Source organism: Serratia sp. BNK-12, from assembly GCF_047456085.1.
Taxonomy (GTDB): domain Bacteria; phylum Pseudomonadota; class Gammaproteobacteria; order Enterobacterales; family Enterobacteriaceae; genus Serratia; species Serratia liquefaciens.
Genome location: NZ_CP179896.1, coordinates 224,243 through 243,529 on the forward strand (window position 1 = coordinate 224,243; position 19,287 = coordinate 243,529).

Sequence of the window (19,287 nt, forward strand, 5' to 3'; positions counted from 1 at the left end):
GGAGACTAGCAATGGGTCAGAAAGTACATCCTAATGGTATTCGCCTGGGTATTGTCAAACCTTGGAACTCTACTTGGTATGCGAATACCAAAGAATTCGCTGACAACCTGGACAGCGACTTTAAAGTTCGTCAATTCCTGATTAAGGAACTGGCGAAAGCTTCCGTTTCTCGCATCGTTATCGAGCGTCCTGCGAAGAGCATCCGTGTGACTATTCACACTGCTCGTCCAGGCATCGTTATCGGCAAGAAAGGCGAAGATGTCGAAAAACTGCGTAAGGTCGTAGCGGATATCGCTGGCGTTCCTGCGCAAATTAACATCGCCGAAGTCCGTAAACCGGAACTTGACGCTAAATTGGTTGCTGACAGCATCACTTCACAGCTGGAACGTCGCGTTATGTTCCGTCGTGCTATGAAGCGTGCTGTACAGAACGCAATGCGTCTTGGCGCTAAAGGTATCAAAGTTGAAGTAAGCGGCCGTCTTGGCGGTGCTGAAATCGCGCGTACCGAATGGTACCGTGAAGGTCGTGTTCCGTTGCACACACTGCGTGCGGATATCGATTACAACACATCTGAAGCGCACACCACTTATGGTGTAATCGGCGTTAAGGTATGGATCTTCAAAGGTGAGATCCTGGGTGGTATGGCTGCAGTTGAACAACCGGAACCGGCTGCTCAACCTAAAAAGCAGCAGCGTAAAGGCCGCAAGTAAGGAGAGTCGCTGATGTTACAACCAAAGCGTACAAAATTCCGTAAGATGCACAAAGGCCGCAACCGTGGTCTGGCGCAGGGTACGGATGTTAGCTTCGGCACTTTCGGTCTGAAAGCTGTTGGCCGTGGCCGTCTGACTGCTCGTCAAATCGAAGCAGCTCGTCGTGCAATGACTCGTGCAGTTAAGCGTCAAGGTAAAATTTGGATCCGTGTATTCCCGGACAAACCAATTACCGAGAAGCCGCTCGAAGTGCGTATGGGTAAAGGTAAGGGTAACGTAGAGTATTGGGTTGCCCTGATCCAACCTGGGAAAGTCCTGTACGAAATGGACGGTGTACCAGAAGAGGTCGCCCGTGAGGCATTCAAGCTGGCTGCAGCTAAATTGCCGATCAAAACCACCTTTGTAACTAAGACGGTGATGTAATGAAAGCACAAGAGCTGCGTGAAAAAAGCGTTGAAGAGCTGAACACTGAGCTGCTCAACCTGCTGCGTGAGCAATTTAACTTGCGCATGCAGGCGGCAAGTGGCCAGCTGCAACAAACTCACCTGTTGAAACAAGTGCGTCGTAATGTCGCACGCGTTAAGACTTTACTGACTGAAAAGGCGGGTGTGTAAATGACTGATATTATCCGTACTCTGCAGGGTCGTGTTGTTAGTGACAAAATGGAGAAATCCATGGTTGTTGCTATCGAGCGCACGGTGAAGCACCCGATCTACGGGAAATTCATCAAGCGTACGACCAAGCTGCACGTACATGACGAGAACAACGAATGTGGTATCGGTGACGTGGTAGAAATCCGCGAATGCCGTCCACTGTCTAAGACTAAGTCTTGGACGTTGGTTCGCGTTGTAGAGAAAGCGATTCTGTAATAGAGTAGCTGGCTCTAACTTAATAAACGGCTCAGAAAATGAGCCGTTTATTTTTTCTACCCATACTCTGGAAGCGGTGTTATAATGCTGCGCCCTCGGTTATGGGGCTTTTCAACGACCTAGTAATAGGTCCTAAAGTTGTAGTTGACATTAGCGGAGCACTAACATGATCCAAGAACAGACTATGCTGAACGTGGCCGACAACTCCGGTGCACGTCGCGTAATGTGTATCAAGGTTCTAGGTGGCTCGCACCGTCGCTACGCAGGCATCGGCGACGTCATCAAAATTACCATCAAGGAAGCAATTCCTCGCGGTAAGGTGAAGAAAGGCGATGTGCTGAAGGCGGTAGTGGTGCGCACCAAGAAGGGTGTACGTCGCCCGGACGGTTCTGTCATTCGCTTCGATGGTAATGCATGCGTTATTTTGAACAATAACAGCGAGCAACCTATCGGTACGCGTATTTTTGGGCCGGTAACTCGTGAACTGCGTAATGAGAAGTTCATGAAAATTATCTCTCTGGCACCAGAAGTACTCTAAGGAGCGAACCATGGCAGCGAAAATCCGTCGTGATGACGAAGTTATCGTGCTTACCGGGAAAGACAAAGGTAAACGCGGTAAAGTAAAAAATGTCCTGTCTGCTGGCAAGGTCATTGTTGAAGGTATCAACCTGGTTAAGAAACATCAGAAGCCGGTTCCGGCCCTGAACCAACCAGGTGGCATTGTTGAAAAAGAAGCTGCAATTCAGGTTTCTAACATTGCTCTCTTCAACACGGCTACCGGTAAGGCTGACCGTGTAGGCTTTAGATTCGAAGACGGCAAAAAAGTCCGTTTCTTCAAGTCTAACAGCGAAACTATCAAGTAATTTGGAGTAATACGATGGCGAAACTGCATGATTACTACAAAGACGAAGTAGTTAAAAAACTCATGACTGAGTTTAGCTACGCTTCTGTCATGCAAGTCCCTCGGGTCGAGAAGATCACCCTGAATATGGGTGTTGGTGAAGCGATCGCTGACAAGAAACTGCTGGATAACGCAGCAGCTGATCTGGCAGCAATCTCCGGTCAAAAACCGTTCATCACCAAAGCCCGCAAATCTGTTGCAGGCTTCAAAATCCGCCAGGGCTATCCGATCGGCTGTAAAGTAACTCTGCGTGGCGAGCGCATGTGGGAGTTCTTTGAGCGTCTGATTTCCATTGCTGTTCCACGTATCCGTGACTTCCGTGGCTTGTCCGCTAAGTCATTCGATGGCCGTGGTAACTACAGCATGGGTGTGCGTGAGCAAATCATCTTCCCAGAAATCGACTACGACAAAGTCGATCGCGTTCGTGGCTTGGATATTACCATTACCACTACTGCGAAATCTGATGATGAAGGCCGCGCGCTGTTGGCTGCTTTTAACTTCCCGTTCCGTAAGTAAGGCAGGGTTACTGATGGCTAAGCAATCAATGAAAGCACGCGAAGTCGTTCGCGTGAAACTGGCTGAAAAGTACCGCGCAAAACGCGAGGAACTGAAAGCTATCATTTCTGGTGTGAACTCGTCCGACGAAGAACGTTGGGATGCTGTTCTCAAGCTGCAAACTCTGCCGCGTGATTCCAGCCCGTCTCGTCAGCGTAAGCGCTGCCGCCAAACTGGCCGTCCACATGGTTATGTGGGCAAATTCGGGTTGAGCCGTATCAAGTTACGTGAAGCCGCTATGCGCGGTGAAGTACCTGGCTTGAAAAAGGCTAGCTGGTAATTACCAATTGAATCACGGGAGTAAAGACAGATGAGCATGCAAGATCCGATCGCGGATATGCTGACCCGTATCCGTAACGGTCAAGCCGCGAACAAAGTTGCGGTCACCATGCCTTCCTCCAAGCTGAAAGTGGCAATTGCCAACCTGCTGAAGGAAGAAGGTTTTATTGAAGATTTCAAAATCGAAGGCGACGCCAAGCCTGTTCTGGAACTGGTACTGAAGTACTTCCAGGGCAAGGCAGTGGTAGAAAGCATTCAGCGAATCAGCCGTCCAGGTCTGCGCATCTATAAGAAAAAAGATGAGCTGCCAAAAGTTATGGCCGGTTTGGGTATCGCTGTTGTTTCTACCTCTAAAGGTGTTATGACCGATCGTGCAGCTCGCCAAGCAGGTCTTGGTGGCGAGATTATCTGCTACGTAGCTTAATTCGGGAGGAAAGAATGTCTCGTGTTGCAAAAGCACCCGTCGTCATTCCTGCCGGCGTAGAGGTAAAACTCAACGGTCAGGTTATTTCGATTAAGGGTAAGAACGGCGAGCTGACTCGTACTGTCCACGACGCCGTTGAAGTGAAGCAAGAAGCTAACGCACTGACTTTCGCTCCGCGCGAAGGTTTTGCTAACGCCTGGGCCCAAGCGGGTACTACGCGCGCTCTGCTGAACGCAATGGTAGTTGGTGTTACCGAAGGCTTCACCAAGAAGCTTCAACTGGTAGGTGTTGGTTATCGTGCTGCTGTTAAAGGCAACGTGGTGAATTTAGCCTTAGGCTTCTCTCACCCAGTCGATCACCAGCTGCCAGCAGGTATTACTGCTGAATGCCCAAGCCAAACTGAAATCGTGCTGAAAGGCGCTGATAAACAAGTTATTGGCCAGGTTGCTGCAGATCTGCGTGCCTACCGCCGTCCTGAGCCTTACAAAGGCAAGGGTGTCCGTTACGCCGACGAAGTCGTGCGTACCAAAGAGGCTAAGAAGAAGTAAGGTAACACTATGGATAAGAAATCTGCTCGTATCCGTCGTGCGACCCGCGCACGCCGTAAGCTCAAAGAACTGGGTGCAACCCGCCTGGTGGTACATCGTACCCCGCGTCACATTTACGCACAGGTAATTGCTCCAAATGGTTCTGAAGTACTGGTAGCCGCTTCTACTTTAGAAAAAGCTATCACTGAGCAACTGAAGTATTCCGGTAACAAAGACGCAGCAGCTGCCGTAGGTAAAACTCTGGCTGAGCGCGCGTTGGAAAAAGGGATCTCTAAAGTTTCCTTTGACCGTTCCGGTTTCCAATATCATGGTCGAGTCCAGGCACTGGCAGATGCTGCCCGTGAAGCTGGCCTTCAGTTCTAAGGAAGAGGTTTAAGATGGCTCACATCGAAAAACAAGCTGGCGAACTGCAGGAAAAGCTGATCGCGGTAAACCGCGTATCTAAAACCGTAAAAGGTGGCCGTATTTTCAGCTTTACCGCACTGACAGTAGTTGGTGATGGTAACGGTCGCGTTGGTTTTGGCTACGGCAAAGCACGCGAAGTTCCGGCAGCGATCCAGAAAGCGATGGAAAAAGCCCGTCGCAACATGATGAATGTCGCGCTGAACAGCGGCACCCTGCAGCACCCTGTTAAAGGTGCTCATACGGGTTCCCGTGTGTTCATGCAGCCGGCTTCCGAAGGTACCGGTATTATTGCCGGTGGTGCAATGCGCGCCGTCCTGGAAGTCGCTGGGGTGCACAACGTATTGGCTAAAGCTTATGGTTCCACCAACCCGATCAACGTGGTTCGTGCAACTATTGATGCTTTGGCAAATATGAAGTCCCCTGAAATGGTCGCTGCCAAGCGTGGTAAATCCGTTGCAGACATTCTGGGGTAATTGACCATGGCTAAGACTATCAAAGTAACACAAGTTCGCAGCTCCATTGGCCGTCTGCCGAAGCATAAAGCTACACTGCTCGGTCTGGGTCTGCGTCGTATTGGTCACACCGTAGAGCGCGAGGATACTCCTGCTGTACGCGGTATGATCAACCTGGTTTCCTACATGGTTAAAGTTGAGGAGTAACAGATGCGTTTAAATACTCTGTCTCCGGCTGAAGGTGCCAAGCATGCGCCGAAGCGTGTAGGTCGTGGTATTGGTTCTGGCCTGGGTAAAACCGCTGGTCGTGGTCACAAAGGTCAGAACTCACGTTCTGGCGGTGGCGTACGTCGTGGTTTTGAAGGTGGTCAGATGCCTTTATATCGTCGTTTGCCGAAATTCGGCTTCACCTCGCGCAAAGCTATGATCACGGCAGAAGTTCGTCTGTCTGAACTGGCTCTTGTTGAAGGCGACGTAATCGACCTGAACACGCTGAAAGCCGCTAACGTTGTTGGTACCCAGATCGAATTCGCGAAAGTTATGCTTTCTGGCGAAATCGCTCGTCCGGTTACCCTGCGTGGTCTGCGTGTCACCAAAGGCGCTCGTGCTGCTATCGAAGCTGCTGGCGGTAAAATTGAGGAATAAGTAGCAGATGGCTAAGCAACCAGGATTAGATTTTCAAAGTGCTAAAGGCGGGCTCGGCGAGCTGAAGCGCAGACTTTTGTTTGTCATCGGCGCGCTGATTGTCTTCCGTATCGGCTCTTTTATTCCGATTCCTGGTATCGATGCCACTGTGCTTGCCAAATTGCTTGAGCAGCAGAGAGGCACTATCATTGAAATGTTTAACATGTTCTCTGGTGGTGCCCTCAGCCGTGCTTCTATCTTTGCTCTGGGGATCATGCCGTATATTTCGGCATCGATCATTATCCAGCTGTTAACGGTGGTTCATCCAGCGTTAGCAGAAATCAAGAAAGAAGGGGAGGCTGGCCGTCGCAAGATTAGCCAGTACACCCGCTACGGTACGCTGGTGTTGGCCATATTCCAGTCGATCGGTATTGCTACCGGTCTGCCGAATATGCCTGGTATGCAGGGTCTGGTGTTAAACCCAGGCTTTGCATTCTACTTTACTGCTGTAGTGAGTCTGGTTACCGGGACAATGTTCCTGATGTGGCTGGGCGAACAGATTACTGAGCGCGGTATCGGCAACGGTATTTCGATCATTATCTTTGCAGGTATTGTAGCGGGACTTCCGCCGGCAGTGGCCCATACTATTGAGCAAGCCCGGCAAGGCGACCTGCACTTCCTCCTGTTGCTGTTGGTTGCAGTATTAGTGTTTGCAGTAACCTTCTTCGTTGTTTTCATAGAACGTGGTCAACGTCGTATCGTCGTTAACTATGCGAAACGTCAACAAGGTCGTCGTGTTTATGCAGCACAGAGCACACACTTACCGTTGAAAGTGAATATGGCAGGGGTAATCCCGGCAATCTTCGCTTCCAGCATTATTCTGTTCCCTGCCACGATTGCATCATGGTTTGGGGGCGGTACCGGTTGGAACTGGCTGACAACGATTTCGCTGTATTTGCAGCCAGGGCAACCGCTTTATGTGTTACTCTATGCGTCTGCAATCATCTTCTTCTGTTTCTTTTACACGGCGTTGGTTTTCAACCCGCGTGAGACAGCAGATAACCTGAAGAAGTCCGGTGCCTTCGTACCAGGAATTCGTCCGGGAGAGCAAACGGCGAAGTACATCGATAAAGTAATGACGCGTTTAACCCTGGTGGGCGCGATGTACATTACTTTCATCTGCCTGATCCCGGAGTTCATGCGTGATGCAATGAAAGTACCATTCTACTTTGGTGGTACCTCGCTACTGATCGTGGTTGTCGTCATCATGGACTTTATGGCTCAAGTGCAAACTCTGATGATGTCAAGTCAGTACGAGTCTGCATTGAAGAAAGCAAACCTGAAAGGCTATAACCGCTAATCAGGTGCGTTTGAGAAGTTACGGAGAGTAAAAATGAAAGTTCGTGCTTCCGTCAAGAAATTATGTCGTAACTGCAAAATCGTTAAGCGTAACGGTGTCGTTCGTGTGATTTGCAGCGCCGAGCCGAAGCATAAACAGCGTCAAGGCTGATTATCTCGCATATTTTTCTTGCAAAGTTGGGTTGAGCTGGCTAGATTAGCCAGCCAATCTTTTGTATGTAGCTGCAACATTATTTGAGTATCCTGAAAACGGGCTTTTCAGAATGGTGTTGCCGTATAAAATAGTAGGAGTGCATAGTGGCCCGTATAGCAGGCATTAACATTCCTGATCATAAACATACCGTAATCGCCTTAACGTCGATCTTCGGAATCGGTAAAACCCGCTCACAGTCTATCTGTGCAGCTACGGGTATTGCTGAACATGTTAAGATCAGTGAGCTGTCTGAAGAGCAAATTGAACAGCTGCGTGAAGCAGTCGCCAAATTCACTGTAGAAGGTGATTTGCGTCGTGAAGTTACCCTGAGCATCAAGCGTCTGATGGATCTTGGTACATACCGTGGTTTGCGTCATCGTCGTGGTCTGCCAGTTCGCGGTCAGCGTACGAAGACCAACGCACGTACCCGTAAGGGTCCGCGTAAACCGATCAAGAAATAATCAGGGTGATTGAATAATGGCAAAGGCACCTGTTCGTACACGTAAGCGTGTAAGAAAGCAAGTCTCTGACGGCGTGGCTCATGTCCATGCTTCTTTCAACAACACCATTGTGACTATTACCGATCGTCAGGGTAACGCATTGGGTTGGGCAACTGCCGGTGGTTCTGGTTTCCGTGGTTCTCGTAAGTCAACTCCGTTTGCAGCTCAGGTTGCAGCCGAGCGTTGTGCTGACGCAGTAAAAGAATACGGTATCAAGAACCTGGAAGTTATGGTTAAGGGACCGGGTCCGGGTCGCGAATCAACTATTCGTGCACTGAACGCCGCAGGTTTTCGCATCACTAACATTACTGATGTGACTCCTATCCCTCACAACGGTTGTCGTCCGCCGAAAAAGCGTCGCGTATAACGCTGCTTTTAGGTTAGTTGGAGAAAGAAAATGGCAAGATATTTGGGTCCTAAGCTCAAGCTTAGCCGCCGTGAGGGCACAGACTTGTTCCTGAAGTCTGGCGTTCGCGCGATCGATACCAAGTGTAAAATTGAGCAACCGCCTGGTCAACACGGTGCGCGTAAACCGCGTCTGTCTGACTATGGTGTACAGTTACGTGAGAAGCAAAAAGTTCGCCGTATGTACGGTGTTCTGGAGCGTCAATTCCGTAACTATTACAAAGAAGCAGCACGCCTGAAGGGCAACACCGGTGCAAACCTGTTGCAACTGCTGGAAGGTCGTCTGGACAACGTTGTTTACCGTATGGGCTTCGGCGCTACTCGTGCAGAGTCACGTCAGTTGGTTAGCCACAAAGCAATTATGGTAAATGGTCGCGTTGTTAACATCGCTTCTTATCAGGTATCTCCGAATGACGTAGTCAGCATCCGCGAGAAAGCTAAAAAGCAATCTCGTGTTAAAGCTTCTCTGGAGCTGGCTGAGCAGCGTGAAAAGCCGACTTGGCTTGAAGTTGATGCTGCTAAGATGGAAGGCGTGTTCAAGCGTATGCCTGAACGTACCGATCTGTCTGCGGACATTAACGAACACCTGATCGTCGAGCTTTACTCCAAGTAAGGCTTAGTACCAAAGAGAGGACACAATGCAGGGTTCTGTGACAGAGTTTCTAAAACCGCGCCTGGTAGATATCGAGCAAGTCAGTTCGACGCACGCCAAGGTGACCCTTGAGCCTTTAGAGCGTGGCTTTGGCCATACTCTTGGCAACGCACTGCGCCGTATTCTGCTTTCATCTATGCCGGGTTGCGCGGTGACCGAGGTTGAGATTGATGGTGTACTGCACGAGTACAGCACCAAAGAAGGCGTACAGGAAGATATCCTGGAGATCCTGCTCAACCTGAAAGGGCTGGCGGTGAGAGTTCAAGGCAAAGATGAAGTTATTCTTACCCTGAATAAATCTGGCATTGGCCCTGTGACCGCTGCCGACATTACCCATGATGGTGATGTCGAAATCGTCAAGCCTCAGCACGTGATCTGCCACCTGACCGATGAAAACGCTGCTATCAGCATGCGTATCAAAGTTCAACGTGGTCGTGGTTATGTGCCGGCTTCTGCCCGAATTCATTCGGAAGAAGATGAGCGCCCGATCGGTCGTCTGTTGGTTGACGCATGCTATAGCCCTGTAGAGCGTATTGCCTACAATGTTGAAGCAGCGCGTGTAGAACAGCGTACTGACCTGGACAAGCTGGTAATCGAAATGGAAACCAATGGCACGATCGATCCTGAAGAGGCGATCCGCCGTGCGGCAACCATCCTGGCCGAACAACTTGAAGCCTTCGTTGACTTGCGTGATGTACGTCAACCGGAAGTTAAAGAAGAAAAACCAGAGTTCGATCCGATCCTGCTGCGCCCTGTTGACGATCTGGAATTGACTGTCCGCTCTGCTAACTGCCTTAAGGCAGAAGCTATCCACTACATCGGTGATCTGGTACAGCGTACCGAGGTTGAGTTGCTGAAAACGCCGAACCTGGGTAAAAAATCTCTTACTGAGATTAAAGACGTGCTGGCCTCCCGTGGACTTTCTCTGGGCATGCGCCTGGAAAATTGGCCACCGGCAAGCATTGCTGACGAGTAACCGGATCACAGGTTAAGGTTTTACTGAGAAGGATAAGGTCATGCGCCATCGTAAGAGTGGTCGTCAACTGAACCGTAACAGCAGCCATCGCCAGGCTATGTTCCGTAACATGGCCGGCTCTTTGGTTCGTCATGAGATCATCAAGACGACCTTGCCAAAAGCGAAAGAGCTGCGTCGCGTTGTTGAGCCGCTGATTACTCTTGCCAAGACCGACAGCGTAGCTAATCGTCGTCTGGCATTCGCCCGTACTCGTGATAACGAGATCGTGGCAAAACTGTTTAACGAGCTGGGCCCGCGTTTCGCGAGCCGTGCCGGTGGTTACACTCGCATTCTGAAGTGTGGCTTCCGCGCAGGCGACAACGCGCCGATGGCATACATCGAGCTGGTTGATCGTGCTGAGTCTCAAGCAGAAGTAGCAACTGCAGAGTAATCTGTAGACGCGTAAAAAAACCGGGCAAGCCCGGTTTTTTTACGTCCATAATCAGCCAAACGTGCGTTCTTTCCCCGCCAGGCTTAAGATCCCCCTCCCTATCCGCTATGCTAACGCTATTCATTAGTCAGTTGAGAGAGTATGTTATGTGGCTACTTGATCAGTGGGCGGAGCGCCATATTCTTGATGCGCAGGCGAAAGGTGAGTTAGATAACTTGCCCGGCCAGGGGCAGCCTCTAGAGTTGGATGATGACAGTGCCGTGCCCGCTGAATTGCGAACAGGTTTTCGCCTGCTAAAAAATGCTGGCTATCTACCTGCTGAGCTCGAAGATCGTAAAGAGGCTTTGAACATTGCCCGTTTGCTACAGGGAATTGATAGCGAACATCCAGACTATGCCGAACTTGGCAAGCGAATGGCCCTGTTGGAACATCGTCTTCGTCAGGCTGGAATGAGCACAGATTTTTTACACGGTGAATATCAGAGAGCATTGAGCAGCAAATTTTCGCCGGAGGAAGAGTGATGTTTAAGATAGGGCAACTGGCAAAACTTGCCGATGTGACGCCGGATACCGTGCGTTATTACGAGAAGCAGGGAATGATGGATCATAACATTCGTACCGAAGGCGGCTATCGCTTGTACAGCGATCAAGACCTGCAGCGGTTGCGCTTTATCCGTTATGCCAAGCAGCTCGGTTTTACGTTGGAAACCATTGCTGAACTGCTGTCGATCCGTGTCGATCCTGAGCATCATACCTGCCAGGAATCGAAGTCGATCGTCGATGCGCGTCTGAGCGAAGTCGAGAACAAGCTTAAGGAATTAACGCGGATGCGTGAGTCGCTAAAGCGCCTTAGTGATGCCTGCTGCGGAAGCGCACATACCAGCAATTATTGCTCGATTCTGGAAGCGCTGGAACAGGGCGCCAGCGATGAAAAAGTGAAAAAGGGTGCCTGACAGGCTTGCCGGCCCTTTAATTTTTATACTGCTGGCAGTATTATCTTCTCGTTTTATAACCATAGACAAACAAGGTGAATTACCATGACTCAATACCGACATACTAAAGGTAAGATCCAGGACAATGCCATTGAGGCACTGTTGCATGATCCACTATTTCGCCAACGGGTAGAGAAAAATACCAAAGGGAAAGGCAGCTACCGGCGTAAAGACAAACACGCAAAAGGCGGTAATTGGGAGGCCAGTGGCAAACTATCAAATGATAATTTACCACTGGCCTTCTGGTTTTAAGGCATTAAAAAAGCCATCTGATTTAGATGGCTTTTTATTAGCGCAGGATTAACTGATTTACAGTTTTGGTTGCTGCTGATGACTGAGTAAATCGCGAATTTCAGTCAGAAGCTTCTCTTCTGCAGTTGGCACAGGTGGTGCGGCTGGCGCTTCTTCCTGTTTGCGACGTACTTTGTTCATTAACTTAATTGCCAGGAAAATAGCAAAGGCAACAATAACAAAATCAAAAACGGTTTGAATGAATGAACCGTAGTTCATCACTACTGCAGGCACTGCGCCCTGAGCTTCGCGTAACACCAGGTGGAACTGTTTGAAGTCAACGCCGCCGATCAGTAAACCCAGCGGTGGCATGATGATATCTGCAACGAAAGACGATACGATCTTGCCGAATGCTGCACCGATAATCACACCGACTGCCAAATCAACCACGTTGCCACGCATGGCAAACTCACGAAACTCTTTCATCATACTCATAGAACGCACCCCTTGCAGAATTAATAACTCAAGTTTAACAAAGCAATTTCCCTTTGCCACAATAAGCAGAGAAAAGTTTTTATCTCTTCTTACCCACGGCAACGAATATCAACCTGATTATAGACCATGGGACAATTAATTCGTTCTACAGGAAGAACGGACTTGGTTGGAACAAACGTTCAACGTCAGGAACGAACTTTTTATCGGTAATAAACATAATGACGTGATCGCCCTGTTCGATTTTGCTGCTGCCGTTGGCGATAATTACGTCATCACCGCGGACAATGGCGCCAATGGTCGTGCCCGGCGGTAATTTAATATCTTCAACGATACGCCCAACTACTTTTGAGGTGCTCTCGTCACCGTGTGCAATAGCTTCAATGGCCTCTGCCACGCCGCGCCGTAGCGATGAAACACTGACGATATCTGCTTTACGTACGTGGCCCAGCAACGCTGAGATCGTGGCTTGCTGAGGGGAAATGGCAATGTCGATGACGCTGCCCTGCACCAGGTCAACGTAGGCACGACGCTGAATTAACACCATCACCTTTTTGGCACCCATACGTTTGGCGAGCATGGCAGACATGATGTTGGCTTCGTCATCATTGGTGATAGCGATAAAAACATCTACCTGATCAACATGTTCTTCCGCCAATAACTCCTGGTCAGAGGCATCGCCATAGAACACGATGGTGTCATGCAGCTGTTCGGCCAGCTCCGTGGCGCGTTGCTGATTACGTTCGATCAGCTTCACGTTGTAGGATTTCTCCAAGCGCTGCGCCAGGCCAGCACCGACGTTACCGCCGCCGACAATCATGATTCGTTTATAAGGTTTTTCCAGCCGTTGTAGCTCACTCATTACCGCACGGATATGCTGTGAAGCCGCAACAAAGAACACTTCGTCTCCGGCTTCGATAATTGTAGAGCCCTGTGGGCGGATCGGCCGATCCTGACGGAATATAGCGGCAACGCGGGTATCGATATGCGGCATATGCTCACGCATAGAAGACAGGGCATTACCCACCAACGGGCCGCCGTAATAGGCTTTTACTGCAGCGATACTGACTTTGCCTTCTGCAAAGTTCACCACCTGCAATGCTCCAGGGTATTCAATTAATTTATAGATATAATCGATAACCAGCTGTTCAGGCGAGATCAAATGGTCGATTGGCACCGCTTCAGGTTGAAACAGTTTCTCTGATTCACGGATATATTCAGGCGCGCGGATACGGGCGATTCGGTTCGGCGTATTAAACAGCGAATAGGCAATCTGACAGGCAATCATGTTGGTTTCGTCAGAGTTAGTGACCGCAACCAGCATGTCGGCATCTTCTGCGCCTGCTTCTCGCAGTACGCGTGGATGGGAACCGTAGCCCTGAACAACCCGCAGGTCGAACTTATCCTGCAGCTGACGCAGACGGCCAGAGTCGGTATCCACGACGGTAATGTCGTTGTTTTCGCCCACCAGGTTTTCCGCCAGTGTTCCACCAACCTGACCGGCACCAAGAATAATTATTTTCATTCGCTTCTCTGCTTCACACTGAAACCGCTGAAGGTTTTCTGAAAGGGCGCAACAGCCGCGCCCTGAATACTGAATAGCTACATTTTAATCAGCTTAGCGTAAAAGAAGCCATCTCCATCCTCCGGATGGGGAAGATTCTGTCGGCCAGGCTGCTGTTCATCGCCGGTTTCAACCAGACGGGCTTCGGGATGGCGCTGGAGGAAGGCGGTAATCTGCTCCGCGTTCTCTGCCGGCAAAATTGAGCAGGTAGCGTATACCAGCACACCGCCCTTTTTGAGATGTGGCCAAATAGCTTCGATAATCTCGGCCTGCAGCGCAGCCAGTTCAGCGATGTCACTATCGCGACGCAACCATTTGATATCCGGATGACGGCGGATCACACCCGTGGCAGAGCACGGTGCATCCAGCAAAATGCGATCGAATTGCTTATCACCACACCAGTCTTGCGGTGTACGTCCATCGCCTTGCTTGACCTCGGCGTGTAAACGCAGGCGTTGCAGGTTTTCTTTGACTCGACTCAGGCGTTGCTCATCGATATCGACCGCCATGACATGAGCTTTGGGCGCAGCTTCCAGAATATGCGTGGTTTTGCCGCCGGGAGCGGCACACAAATCGAGGATCTGTTCTCCGTCTTGCGGATCCAGCAGATCGACACAACCCTGAGCGGAAGCATCCTGCACGGTAACCCAGCCGTCGGCAAATCCCGGCAGGTCGGTAACGGCGCATGGCGCCAGCAGGCGTATTGCATCGCGATATTCGGTATGGGGTTCGGCTGCAATACCCGTCTGCGCCATCAGCTGCAAATAATCTTCACGGGTGTGATGAAGTCGGCTGACACGCAGCCACATCGGGGGCTTCTGATTATTGGCATCGACGATTTGTTCCCACTGCGCGGGGTAGGCTTGCTGGATACGTTTCAAAAGCCAGCTTGGATGCAGATAGCGGCTGTCATTATTGGCGGCGCGTTGCAGCAACTCTTCCTGCTGTCGTTGGAACTGGCGCAATACACCGTTGATTAGCCCTTTAAGCTGCGGCCGTTTCAGCGCGACGGCGCCTTCTACCGTTTCCGCCAGCACTGCATGAGCTGGGATGCGGGTATACAGCAGTTGGTAGAGGCCGACCATCAGCAGATAGTGCAGCGTGCGCTGTTTGCCGGTCATTGGCTTGGCCATCAATTGCTGAATACACCATTCCAACTGTGGCAGCACGCGCAGGGTGCCGAAGCATAACTCCTGCAGCAGAGCGCGGTCTTTGTCAGAAATGGATTTTTGCAGTGGCGGCAAGACAGTACTGAGAGACTGGCCCTGATCCAGCACCTGGCCGATGGCTTTGGCTGCGATGCTTCGGAGATTGTAGTTGTTTTTCATAGGCTAAAGCGGGTAGCGATCGGCATTAAGAAAGAAACAGCCCGGCGATTATCGGCCGGGCAGTGAGGGCGGCTTATAACCGGTTACCCGGTGTAAACCATTCACGACGTGAGTTCAGCAGATCCTGTGCCGACATGGGTTTTTTGCCCGCTGGCTGCAGCTGAGTCAGGTTAAGGATACCCTCGGCGGTAGCAACCTGGATGCCGTGTTTGTCGGCATGAACGATGGTGCCGGGTTCCGCATTGGCGTTTTGTTCCAACACCGTGGCTTGCCACACTTTTACCGGCTGATCGTCAATGGTGAAATAGCTGACTGGCCACGGGTTAAAGGCGCGGATGCAGCGTTCTAGCTGCACGGCTGACAAGCTCCAGTCGAGGCGAGCTTCTTCTTTGCTCAGCTTCTCAGCGTAGGTGACCAGCGATTCATCCTGCACTTCACGTTTGGCAGAACCTTCAGCCATTTGCTGCAGCGTGGTCAACATGCCCTGCGGGCCGAGCTGCGCCAGTTTGTCATACAGACTGGCACTGGTGTCATCGGCTTCAATCGGGCAGGCGATTTTGTACATCATATCGCCGGTGTCAAGACCTACGTCCATTTGCATGATGGTGACGCCAGTTTCGTTATCGCCGGCCCAGAGTGAACGCTGGATCGGCGCGGCGCCACGCCAGCGTGGCAGCAGGGAACCGTGGACGTTGATGCAGCCAAGTCGCGGCATATCCAGCACCGCTTTCGGCAAGATCAGCCCATAAGCCACGACGACCATCACATCGGCGTTGAGATCGGCCACCAGGTGCTGGTTTTCTTCCGGGCGCAGTGATTTTGGCTGAAATACCGGTAATTGATGCTGCTCGGCCAAAACCTTGACCGGGCTTGGCGTCAGCTTGTTACCGCGGCCGGCGGGGCGGTCAGGCTGGGTGAAAACCCCGACAATCTGGTGCCCAGATGACAACAGCGCGTCAAGGTGACGCGCTGCGAAGTCTGGAGTTCCGGCGAAAATAATCCGTAAAGAGTCAGACACGTTGATTTCCTGATCGGTTAGGCGCGCGCGTTAAACTTGGCCAGTTTTTCCAGTTTCTGGCGGATACGCTGGCGCTTGAGTGGCGACAGGTAATCGACGAACAGTTTGCCAACCAGGTGATCCATCTCGTGCTGAATACAGATGGCCAGCAGATCGTCGGCTTCCAGCTCAAAAGGCTTGCCGTCGCGATCCAGCGCTCTGATTTTCACGTTAGCGGCGCGCGGAACTAAAGCACGCTGCTCAGGAATGGAAAGGCAACCTTCCTCGATCCCGGTTTCGCCGCTTTTTTCCAGCAGCTCCGGGTTGATCAGCACCAGGCGCTGATCGCGGTTTTCAGAAACGTCAATGACGATAATGCGCTGATGGATATCCACCTGTGTCGCAGCCAGGCCAATGCCTTCCTCTGCGTACATGGTTTCAAACATATCATCCACGATGCGCTGGATATTCGCATTGACTTCTTTTACCGGGGCCGCAACTTTGCGCAGCCGGTCGTCTGGGTAATGTAATACCTGCAATACTGACATATATCTTGAGATCTGTATCCGAGTGATAAACGAGGTTTAGCTTCTATTCTAGACATTTCCCGGCCTGATTGACAGCATTGCGCACCAATTGCTCGAATTGGTAATACCACCATTTTTTGCGAGGGAACAGGCGATGCAGGCACAGGAAATCGGCTTACGGATGCGCGGAGTCACTGGGCTTGGCACAGCGCAGGCCAGCCAGATAATACGGCAGTTGGTCTGGGCCGGTGGAGAACCTTCCCGCTTGCTGCATGAACTGGGGCTGAATACCCGACAGCAGGCGCAGTTTCGCCAGGCGGATCCACGTTATCTGGCTGCCACGCTTGCCTGGTTGGAACAGCCCGACCATTTTCTGTGGATCTACGGTGAGTGCGGCTATCCAGAGCGGTTGCTTCATATCGACGATGCCCCCTTGCTGCTGCTGGTCAAAGGCAACCCGCAAGCGGTGCAGCAGCCGCAAATCGCTATGGTCGGCAGCCGCCAGTTTAGCCACTATGGTGAGCACTGGGGCAATTACTTTACCACCGGTCTGGTTCACTGTGGGTTTACCATCACCAGCGGGTTGGCTCTTGGCATTGATAGCGTCTGCCATCGTGCAGCACTTGCGGCGGAAGGACATACGGTTGCCGTTCTGGGCAGTGGCCTGGCCAATATCTATCCGCGCCGACATCGCCGTCTGGCCGAAGAGATCGCTGATAGTGGCGGGGCTTTGCTCTCAGAATATTTGGTCACCGATTTGCCGATGCCGGACCATTTCCCACGCCGTAACCGCATCATCAGTGGGTTAAGTCTGGGCGTGGTGGTAGTTGAAGCCTCTCTGCGCAGCGGGACGCTGATTACTGCCCGCTGTGCGCTTGATCAGGGACGTGAGGTTTTCGCTTTACCCGGTGCGCTGGGTAACCCAATGAGTGAGGGTACACACTGGCTGATCCAACAGGGTGCTTATCTGGTTACCGGGCCGAAAGAGATCGCGGAACAGCTGGGAAGCGGCCTGCATTGGCTGTCGTTGAACGAAAATACAACTATTTGTGCGTCAGAAGCCGAAGTTGAATTGCCATTTGCCGATGTGTTGGCTAACGTAGGAGATGAGGTGACACCTGTTGACGTCGTCGCTGAACGTGCCGGCCAACCTGTGCCAGAGGTAGTAATCAAATTACTCGATCTGGAGTTAGCAGGGTGGATCGCAGCTGTACCCGGCGGCTATGTCCGAATAAGGAGGGCAGGCCATGTTCGACGTACTGATGTACTTGTTTGAAACTTATATCCACAATGAACCAGAGATGCGCGTCGATCAGGATCAACTGACTGATGATCTCGCTCAGGCGGGGTTTGATCGGGATGATATCTACAACGCGTTGAATTGGCTCGAAAAACTCGCTGACCTGCAGGAAGGCGAAAATGCGCCGTATTTTATGGATGCCGATCCGCTGGCCATGCGGATTTACACCGAAGAAGAAGGCGTGCGTTTGGATGCCAGTTGCCGTGGTTTCCTCCTGTTCCTGGAGCAGATTCAGGTATTGAACCTCGAAACCCGTGAAATGGTTATCGATCGTGTTATGGCTTTGGATAATACGGAATTCGATCTCGAAGATCTGAAATGGGTAGTGCTGATGGTGCTGTTTAATATCCCTGGGTATGAAAGCGCCTATCAGCAAATGGAAGAACTGTTGTTTGAAGTAAACGAAGGTTATCTGCACTGAGCCGATAACATCTATAGAAGAAGTTATGACAAAAGCCGCGATTTTTGCCGCCAGGCAAAATGAACCCTGTCCGGAATGTGGGGCCGAATTGGTGATCCGCAGTGGTCGCCACGGCCCTTTTCTCGGCTGTTCCCGTTATCCTGAGTGCCAACATATTCGACCGCTAAAAGCGCAGGCCGATGGGCACATCGTCAAGATGTTGGACGGGCAGGAATGCCCCAAATGCCAGGCGACGCTGGCATTGCGCCAGGGCCGTTACGGTATGTTTATCGGTTGCAGCAACTATCCGGAGTGCGATCACACCGAAGTCATCGATAAACCGGACGAAACCAGCATCAGCTGCCCGCAGTGTGGTCAGGGCAAACTGCTGCAGCGTAAATCACGCTATGGTAAGGTTTTCCACGCCTGCGATCGCTACCCTGAATGTCAGTTTGTCCTCAATTTTAAACCCGTCGCCGGTGAGTGCGAGTACTGCCACTACCCGCTGCTGATGGAAAAGCGTTCGGCAAAAGGCCCAGTCCTTTGCTGTGCCAGTAAGCTTTGCGGAAAACCCGTAGCAACCACAGAATAATGACGCCATGAACTCAGATACCACTCCTCTCTTTACACCCATTATTGACGCGCTGCATCTTCAGCAGGTTATCGCTTACCCTACAGAAGCCGTATTTGGCTTAGGGTGCGATCCTGACAGTGAACAAGCGGTAAATGCATTGCTGGCCCTCAAACAGCGGCCTTGGGAAAAGGGACTGATCCTGATCGCTGCCGATTATGCGCAGTTAGCACCTTATATAGATGACAGTGCACTCAGCGAGCGGCAGCGGGCTGCCATTTTTGCCAGTTGGCCCGGTCCGGTCACCTGGGTGATACCTGCTCGTCCGGAAACGTCGCGCTTGTTGACCGGCCGTTTCAACTCTCTGGCGGTACGTGTCAGCGATCATCCACTGGTTCAGCAGCTTTGCCGAGGATTCGGGAAACCGCTGGTCTCGACCAGCGCCAACCTCAGCGGGCAAGAGCCTTGCCGTAGCGCCGAGGAAGTGCAGAAGCAGTTTGGCGTCGCTTTCCCGGTGTTAGCCGGCAGCGTTGGTGGCCGCCTTAATCCTTCAGAAATCAGAGATGCCCTGAGCGGCGAACAGATCCGTCAAGGCTAGAGGTAA

At 51.4% G+C, this 19,287-nt stretch carries 33 protein-coding genes; 28 read left to right on the forward strand and 5 right to left on the reverse strand.

Features of this window, described 5'->3' with window-relative positions:
• Positions 1 to 11 precede the first annotated feature (11 nt).
• The 24 genes from rpsC (at position 12) to ACMGG1_RS01115 (ending at position 11,525) form a co-directional block, all read left to right on the forward strand.
• Positions 12 to 710 (forward strand): 30S ribosomal protein S3, encoded by a 699-nt coding sequence (rpsC, locus tag ACMGG1_RS01000; protein WP_004951172.1) that lies wholly within the window; start codon positions 12 to 14, stop codon positions 708 to 710.
• 12 nt (positions 711 to 722) lie between these two features.
• Positions 723 to 1,133 (forward strand): 50S ribosomal protein L16, encoded by a 411-nt coding sequence (rplP, locus tag ACMGG1_RS01005; RefSeq protein WP_004951171.1) that lies wholly within the window; start codon positions 723 to 725, stop codon positions 1,131 to 1,133.
• Positions 1,133 to 1,324 (forward strand): 50S ribosomal protein L29, encoded by a 192-nt coding sequence (gene rpmC, locus ACMGG1_RS01010; RefSeq protein WP_004951169.1) that lies wholly within the window; start codon positions 1,133 to 1,135, stop codon positions 1,322 to 1,324. The genes rplP and rpmC overlap by 1 nt, the downstream gene beginning before the upstream one ends.
• Positions 1,325 to 1,579 (forward strand): 30S ribosomal protein S17, encoded by a 255-nt coding sequence (gene rpsQ, locus ACMGG1_RS01015; protein ID WP_020837241.1) that lies wholly within the window; start codon positions 1,325 to 1,327, stop codon positions 1,577 to 1,579.
• A gap of 166 nt (positions 1,580 to 1,745) precedes the next feature.
• On the forward strand, positions 1,746 to 2,117 hold the full coding sequence (rplN, locus tag ACMGG1_RS01020) for a 50S ribosomal protein L14 (RefSeq protein WP_020837240.1): 372 nt from the start codon (positions 1,746 to 1,748) through the stop codon (positions 2,115 to 2,117).
• A 10-nt stretch (positions 2,118 to 2,127) separates the two neighbouring features.
• A complete protein-coding gene (gene rplX / locus ACMGG1_RS01025; protein ID WP_020837239.1) occupies positions 2,128 to 2,442 on the forward strand; it encodes a 50S ribosomal protein L24 in 315 nt (104 codons plus the stop codon).
• A 14-nt stretch (positions 2,443 to 2,456) separates the two neighbouring features.
• Positions 2,457 to 2,996 carry a 50S ribosomal protein L5 gene (rplE, locus tag ACMGG1_RS01030; protein WP_020837238.1) on the forward strand — a complete coding sequence of 180 codons (540 nt, stop codon included), beginning with the start codon at positions 2,457 to 2,459 and terminating at the stop codon, positions 2,994 to 2,996.
• A 13-nt stretch (positions 2,997 to 3,009) separates the two neighbouring features.
• Positions 3,010 to 3,315 (forward strand): 30S ribosomal protein S14, encoded by a 306-nt coding sequence (gene rpsN / locus ACMGG1_RS01035; protein ID WP_041415050.1) that lies wholly within the window; start codon positions 3,010 to 3,012, stop codon positions 3,313 to 3,315.
• 30 nt (positions 3,316 to 3,345) lie between these two features.
• Positions 3,346 to 3,738 carry a 30S ribosomal protein S8 gene (rpsH, locus tag ACMGG1_RS01040; protein WP_020837236.1) on the forward strand — a complete coding sequence of 131 codons (393 nt, stop codon included), beginning with the start codon at positions 3,346 to 3,348 and terminating at the stop codon, positions 3,736 to 3,738.
• Positions 3,739 to 3,752: 14 nt separating this feature from the next.
• On the forward strand, positions 3,753 to 4,286 hold the full coding sequence (rplF, locus tag ACMGG1_RS01045) for a 50S ribosomal protein L6 (protein ID WP_020837235.1): 534 nt from the start codon (positions 3,753 to 3,755) through the stop codon (positions 4,284 to 4,286).
• Between the two features lie 9 nt (positions 4,287 to 4,295).
• Positions 4,296 to 4,649 (forward strand): 50S ribosomal protein L18, encoded by a 354-nt coding sequence (gene rplR / locus ACMGG1_RS01050; protein ID WP_020837234.1) that lies wholly within the window; start codon positions 4,296 to 4,298, stop codon positions 4,647 to 4,649.
• Positions 4,650 to 4,663: 14 nt separating this feature from the next.
• A complete protein-coding gene (rpsE, locus tag ACMGG1_RS01055) occupies positions 4,664 to 5,164 on the forward strand; it encodes a 30S ribosomal protein S5 (protein ID WP_004956164.1) in 501 nt (166 codons plus the stop codon).
• A gap of 6 nt (positions 5,165 to 5,170) precedes the next feature.
• Positions 5,171 to 5,350 (forward strand): 50S ribosomal protein L30, encoded by a 180-nt coding sequence (gene rpmD, locus ACMGG1_RS01060; protein ID WP_004956161.1) that lies wholly within the window; start codon positions 5,171 to 5,173, stop codon positions 5,348 to 5,350.
• A 3-nt stretch (positions 5,351 to 5,353) separates the two neighbouring features.
• Positions 5,354 to 5,788 carry a 50S ribosomal protein L15 gene (gene rplO / locus ACMGG1_RS01065; RefSeq protein ID WP_020837232.1) on the forward strand — a complete coding sequence of 145 codons (435 nt, stop codon included), beginning with the start codon at positions 5,354 to 5,356 and terminating at the stop codon, positions 5,786 to 5,788.
• Positions 5,789 to 5,795: 7 nt separating this feature from the next.
• Positions 5,796 to 7,127 carry a preprotein translocase subunit SecY gene (gene secY, locus ACMGG1_RS01070; RefSeq protein WP_004929740.1) on the forward strand — a complete coding sequence of 444 codons (1,332 nt, stop codon included), beginning with the start codon at positions 5,796 to 5,798 and terminating at the stop codon, positions 7,125 to 7,127.
• Between the two features lie 33 nt (positions 7,128 to 7,160).
• The gene (gene rpmJ / locus ACMGG1_RS01075) at positions 7,161 to 7,277 is read left to right on the forward strand and encodes a 50S ribosomal protein L36 (RefSeq protein ID WP_002227352.1); all 117 of its coding nucleotides are present in this window, start codon (positions 7,161 to 7,163) and stop codon (positions 7,275 to 7,277) included.
• Positions 7,278 to 7,423: 146 nt separating this feature from the next.
• A complete protein-coding gene (rpsM, locus tag ACMGG1_RS01080) occupies positions 7,424 to 7,780 on the forward strand; it encodes a 30S ribosomal protein S13 (RefSeq protein WP_020837231.1) in 357 nt (118 codons plus the stop codon).
• A gap of 16 nt (positions 7,781 to 7,796) precedes the next feature.
• Positions 7,797 to 8,186, forward strand: a complete 390-nt coding sequence (gene rpsK, locus ACMGG1_RS01085) for a 30S ribosomal protein S11 (protein WP_004951128.1) — start codon at positions 7,797 to 7,799, stop codon at positions 8,184 to 8,186.
• Between the two features lie 30 nt (positions 8,187 to 8,216).
• Entirely contained in the window at positions 8,217 to 8,837 is a 621-nt protein-coding gene (rpsD, locus tag ACMGG1_RS01090; protein WP_004951125.1) for a 30S ribosomal protein S4, read from the forward strand.
• Between the two features lie 25 nt (positions 8,838 to 8,862).
• Positions 8,863 to 9,852: a DNA-directed RNA polymerase subunit alpha gene (locus tag ACMGG1_RS01095; protein ID WP_002919219.1), complete on the forward strand. Its 990-nt coding sequence runs from the start codon at positions 8,863 to 8,865 to the stop codon at positions 9,850 to 9,852.
• Positions 9,853 to 9,892: 40 nt separating this feature from the next.
• On the forward strand, positions 9,893 to 10,282 hold the full coding sequence (gene rplQ / locus ACMGG1_RS01100) for a 50S ribosomal protein L17 (RefSeq protein ID WP_004929726.1): 390 nt from the start codon (positions 9,893 to 9,895) through the stop codon (positions 10,280 to 10,282).
• A gap of 146 nt (positions 10,283 to 10,428) precedes the next feature.
• Positions 10,429 to 10,803 carry a DUF1992 domain-containing protein gene (locus ACMGG1_RS01105; RefSeq protein ID WP_041415730.1) on the forward strand — a complete coding sequence of 125 codons (375 nt, stop codon included), beginning with the start codon at positions 10,429 to 10,431 and terminating at the stop codon, positions 10,801 to 10,803.
• Positions 10,803 to 11,234, forward strand: coding sequence for a Zn(2+)-responsive transcriptional regulator (zntR, locus tag ACMGG1_RS01110; protein WP_020837229.1), 432 nt, complete (start codon positions 10,803 to 10,805; stop codon positions 11,232 to 11,234). Before ACMGG1_RS01105 ends, zntR begins: the two co-directional genes overlap by 1 nt.
• Positions 11,235 to 11,318: 84 nt before the next feature.
• Complete coding sequence (locus tag ACMGG1_RS01115) at positions 11,319 to 11,525, forward strand: alternative ribosome-rescue factor A (RefSeq protein WP_020837228.1); 207 nt, start codon at positions 11,319 to 11,321, stop codon at positions 11,523 to 11,525.
• Between the two features lie 57 nt (positions 11,526 to 11,582).
• Here the strand turns inward: ACMGG1_RS01115 and mscL are convergent, their stop codons facing one another.
• The 5 genes from mscL to def form a co-directional block, all read right to left on the reverse strand.
• Positions 11,583 to 11,999, reverse strand: coding sequence for a large-conductance mechanosensitive channel protein MscL (mscL, locus tag ACMGG1_RS01120; RefSeq protein ID WP_020837227.1), 417 nt, complete (start codon positions 11,997 to 11,999; stop codon positions 11,583 to 11,585).
• Between the two features lie 145 nt (positions 12,000 to 12,144).
• Positions 12,145 to 13,521: a Trk system potassium transporter TrkA gene (trkA, locus tag ACMGG1_RS01125; RefSeq protein WP_020837226.1), complete on the reverse strand. Its 1,377-nt coding sequence runs from the start codon at positions 13,519 to 13,521 to the stop codon at positions 12,145 to 12,147.
• Positions 13,522 to 13,598: 77 nt separating this feature from the next.
• Entirely contained in the window at positions 13,599 to 14,888 is a 1,290-nt protein-coding gene (gene rsmB / locus ACMGG1_RS01130) for a 16S rRNA (cytosine(967)-C(5))-methyltransferase RsmB (RefSeq protein WP_414161104.1), read from the reverse strand.
• A gap of 73 nt (positions 14,889 to 14,961) precedes the next feature.
• Positions 14,962 to 15,906, reverse strand: a complete 945-nt coding sequence (gene fmt / locus ACMGG1_RS01135) for a methionyl-tRNA formyltransferase (protein ID WP_048761140.1) — start codon at positions 15,904 to 15,906, stop codon at positions 14,962 to 14,964.
• Between the two features lie 17 nt (positions 15,907 to 15,923).
• Positions 15,924 to 16,433, reverse strand: coding sequence for a peptide deformylase (gene def / locus ACMGG1_RS01140; RefSeq protein WP_020837223.1), 510 nt, complete (start codon positions 16,431 to 16,433; stop codon positions 15,924 to 15,926).
• 133 nt (positions 16,434 to 16,566) lie between these two features.
• On the opposite strand from def, the gene dprA reads away from it, so the two are divergent.
• The 4 genes from dprA to tsaC are packed head-to-tail and all read left to right on the forward strand — an operon-like array spanning position 16,567 to position 19,281.
• Positions 16,567 to 17,688, forward strand: a complete 1,122-nt coding sequence (gene dprA, locus ACMGG1_RS01145; RefSeq protein WP_128865724.1) for a DNA-protecting protein DprA — start codon at positions 16,567 to 16,569, stop codon at positions 17,686 to 17,688.
• On the forward strand, positions 17,660 to 18,133 hold the full coding sequence (smg, locus tag ACMGG1_RS01150; protein ID WP_046372501.1) for a DUF494 family protein Smg: 474 nt from the start codon (positions 17,660 to 17,662) through the stop codon (positions 18,131 to 18,133). The genes dprA and smg overlap by 29 nt, the downstream gene beginning before the upstream one ends.
• A 25-nt stretch (positions 18,134 to 18,158) precedes the next feature.
• Positions 18,159 to 18,704, forward strand: coding sequence for a type I DNA topoisomerase (locus ACMGG1_RS01155; protein WP_020837220.1), 546 nt, complete (start codon positions 18,159 to 18,161; stop codon positions 18,702 to 18,704).
• A gap of 7 nt (positions 18,705 to 18,711) precedes the next feature.
• A complete protein-coding gene (tsaC, locus tag ACMGG1_RS01160) occupies positions 18,712 to 19,281 on the forward strand; it encodes an L-threonylcarbamoyladenylate synthase type 1 TsaC (RefSeq protein ID WP_128865726.1) in 570 nt (189 codons plus the stop codon).
• Positions 19,282 to 19,287: the final 6 nt, after the last annotated feature.

What these genes read in the sequence shown, in the direction of transcription:
- rpsH (WP_020837236.1), top strand. Translation starts at nt 3,346, where the DNA reads ATGAGCATGCAAGATCCGATCGCGGATATGCTGACCCGTATCCGTAAC.
- rplE (WP_020837238.1), top strand. Translation starts at nt 2,457, where the DNA reads ATGGCGAAACTGCATGATTACTACAAAGACGAAGTAGTTAAAAAACTC.
- ACMGG1_RS01115 (WP_020837228.1), top strand. Translation starts at nt 11,319, where the DNA reads ATGACTCAATACCGACATACTAAAGGTAAGATCCAGGACAATGCCATT.
- rpsN (WP_041415050.1), top strand. Translation starts at nt 3,010, where the DNA reads ATGGCTAAGCAATCAATGAAAGCACGCGAAGTCGTTCGCGTGAAACTG.
- ACMGG1_RS01155 (WP_020837220.1), top strand. Translation starts at nt 18,159, where the DNA reads ATGACAAAAGCCGCGATTTTTGCCGCCAGGCAAAATGAACCCTGTCCG.
- def (WP_020837223.1), bottom strand. Translation starts at nt 16,433, where the DNA reads ATGTCAGTATTGCAGGTATTACATTACCCAGACGACCGGCTGCGCAAA.
- mscL (WP_020837227.1), bottom strand. Translation starts at nt 11,999, where the DNA reads ATGAGTATGATGAAAGAGTTTCGTGAGTTTGCCATGCGTGGCAACGTG.
- rsmB (WP_414161104.1), bottom strand. Translation starts at nt 14,888, where the DNA reads ATGAAAAACAACTACAATCTCCGAAGCATCGCAGCCAAAGCCATCGGC.
- rplO (WP_020837232.1), top strand. Translation starts at nt 5,354, where the DNA reads ATGCGTTTAAATACTCTGTCTCCGGCTGAAGGTGCCAAGCATGCGCCG.
- rpsK (WP_004951128.1), top strand. Translation starts at nt 7,797, where the DNA reads ATGGCAAAGGCACCTGTTCGTACACGTAAGCGTGTAAGAAAGCAAGTC.
- rpsQ (WP_020837241.1), top strand. Translation starts at nt 1,325, where the DNA reads ATGACTGATATTATCCGTACTCTGCAGGGTCGTGTTGTTAGTGACAAA.
- rpsD (WP_004951125.1), top strand. Translation starts at nt 8,217, where the DNA reads ATGGCAAGATATTTGGGTCCTAAGCTCAAGCTTAGCCGCCGTGAGGGC.
- rpsC (WP_004951172.1), top strand. Translation starts at nt 12, where the DNA reads ATGGGTCAGAAAGTACATCCTAATGGTATTCGCCTGGGTATTGTCAAA.
- rpsE (WP_004956164.1), top strand. Translation starts at nt 4,664, where the DNA reads ATGGCTCACATCGAAAAACAAGCTGGCGAACTGCAGGAAAAGCTGATC.
- rplP (WP_004951171.1), top strand. Translation starts at nt 723, where the DNA reads ATGTTACAACCAAAGCGTACAAAATTCCGTAAGATGCACAAAGGCCGC.
- rpmC (WP_004951169.1), top strand. Translation starts at nt 1,133, where the DNA reads ATGAAAGCACAAGAGCTGCGTGAAAAAAGCGTTGAAGAGCTGAACACT.
- rplR (WP_020837234.1), top strand. Translation starts at nt 4,296, where the DNA reads ATGGATAAGAAATCTGCTCGTATCCGTCGTGCGACCCGCGCACGCCGT.
- rpmJ (WP_002227352.1), top strand. Translation starts at nt 7,161, where the DNA reads ATGAAAGTTCGTGCTTCCGTCAAGAAATTATGTCGTAACTGCAAAATC.
- secY (WP_004929740.1), top strand. Translation starts at nt 5,796, where the DNA reads ATGGCTAAGCAACCAGGATTAGATTTTCAAAGTGCTAAAGGCGGGCTC.
- trkA (WP_020837226.1), bottom strand. Translation starts at nt 13,521, where the DNA reads ATGAAAATAATTATTCTTGGTGCCGGTCAGGTTGGTGGAACACTGGCG.
- tsaC (WP_128865726.1), top strand. Translation starts at nt 18,712, where the DNA reads ATGAACTCAGATACCACTCCTCTCTTTACACCCATTATTGACGCGCTG.
- dprA (WP_128865724.1), top strand. Translation starts at nt 16,567, where the DNA reads ATGCAGGCACAGGAAATCGGCTTACGGATGCGCGGAGTCACTGGGCTT.
- rpmD (WP_004956161.1), top strand. Translation starts at nt 5,171, where the DNA reads ATGGCTAAGACTATCAAAGTAACACAAGTTCGCAGCTCCATTGGCCGT.
- rplX (WP_020837239.1), top strand. Translation starts at nt 2,128, where the DNA reads ATGGCAGCGAAAATCCGTCGTGATGACGAAGTTATCGTGCTTACCGGG.
- zntR (WP_020837229.1), top strand. Translation starts at nt 10,803, where the DNA reads ATGTTTAAGATAGGGCAACTGGCAAAACTTGCCGATGTGACGCCGGAT.
- ACMGG1_RS01105 (WP_041415730.1), top strand. Translation starts at nt 10,429, where the DNA reads ATGTGGCTACTTGATCAGTGGGCGGAGCGCCATATTCTTGATGCGCAG.
- ACMGG1_RS01095 (WP_002919219.1), top strand. Translation starts at nt 8,863, where the DNA reads ATGCAGGGTTCTGTGACAGAGTTTCTAAAACCGCGCCTGGTAGATATC.
- rplN (WP_020837240.1), top strand. Translation starts at nt 1,746, where the DNA reads ATGATCCAAGAACAGACTATGCTGAACGTGGCCGACAACTCCGGTGCA.
- rplF (WP_020837235.1), top strand. Translation starts at nt 3,753, where the DNA reads ATGTCTCGTGTTGCAAAAGCACCCGTCGTCATTCCTGCCGGCGTAGAG.
- smg (WP_046372501.1), top strand. Translation starts at nt 17,660, where the DNA reads ATGTTCGACGTACTGATGTACTTGTTTGAAACTTATATCCACAATGAA.
- rplQ (WP_004929726.1), top strand. Translation starts at nt 9,893, where the DNA reads ATGCGCCATCGTAAGAGTGGTCGTCAACTGAACCGTAACAGCAGCCAT.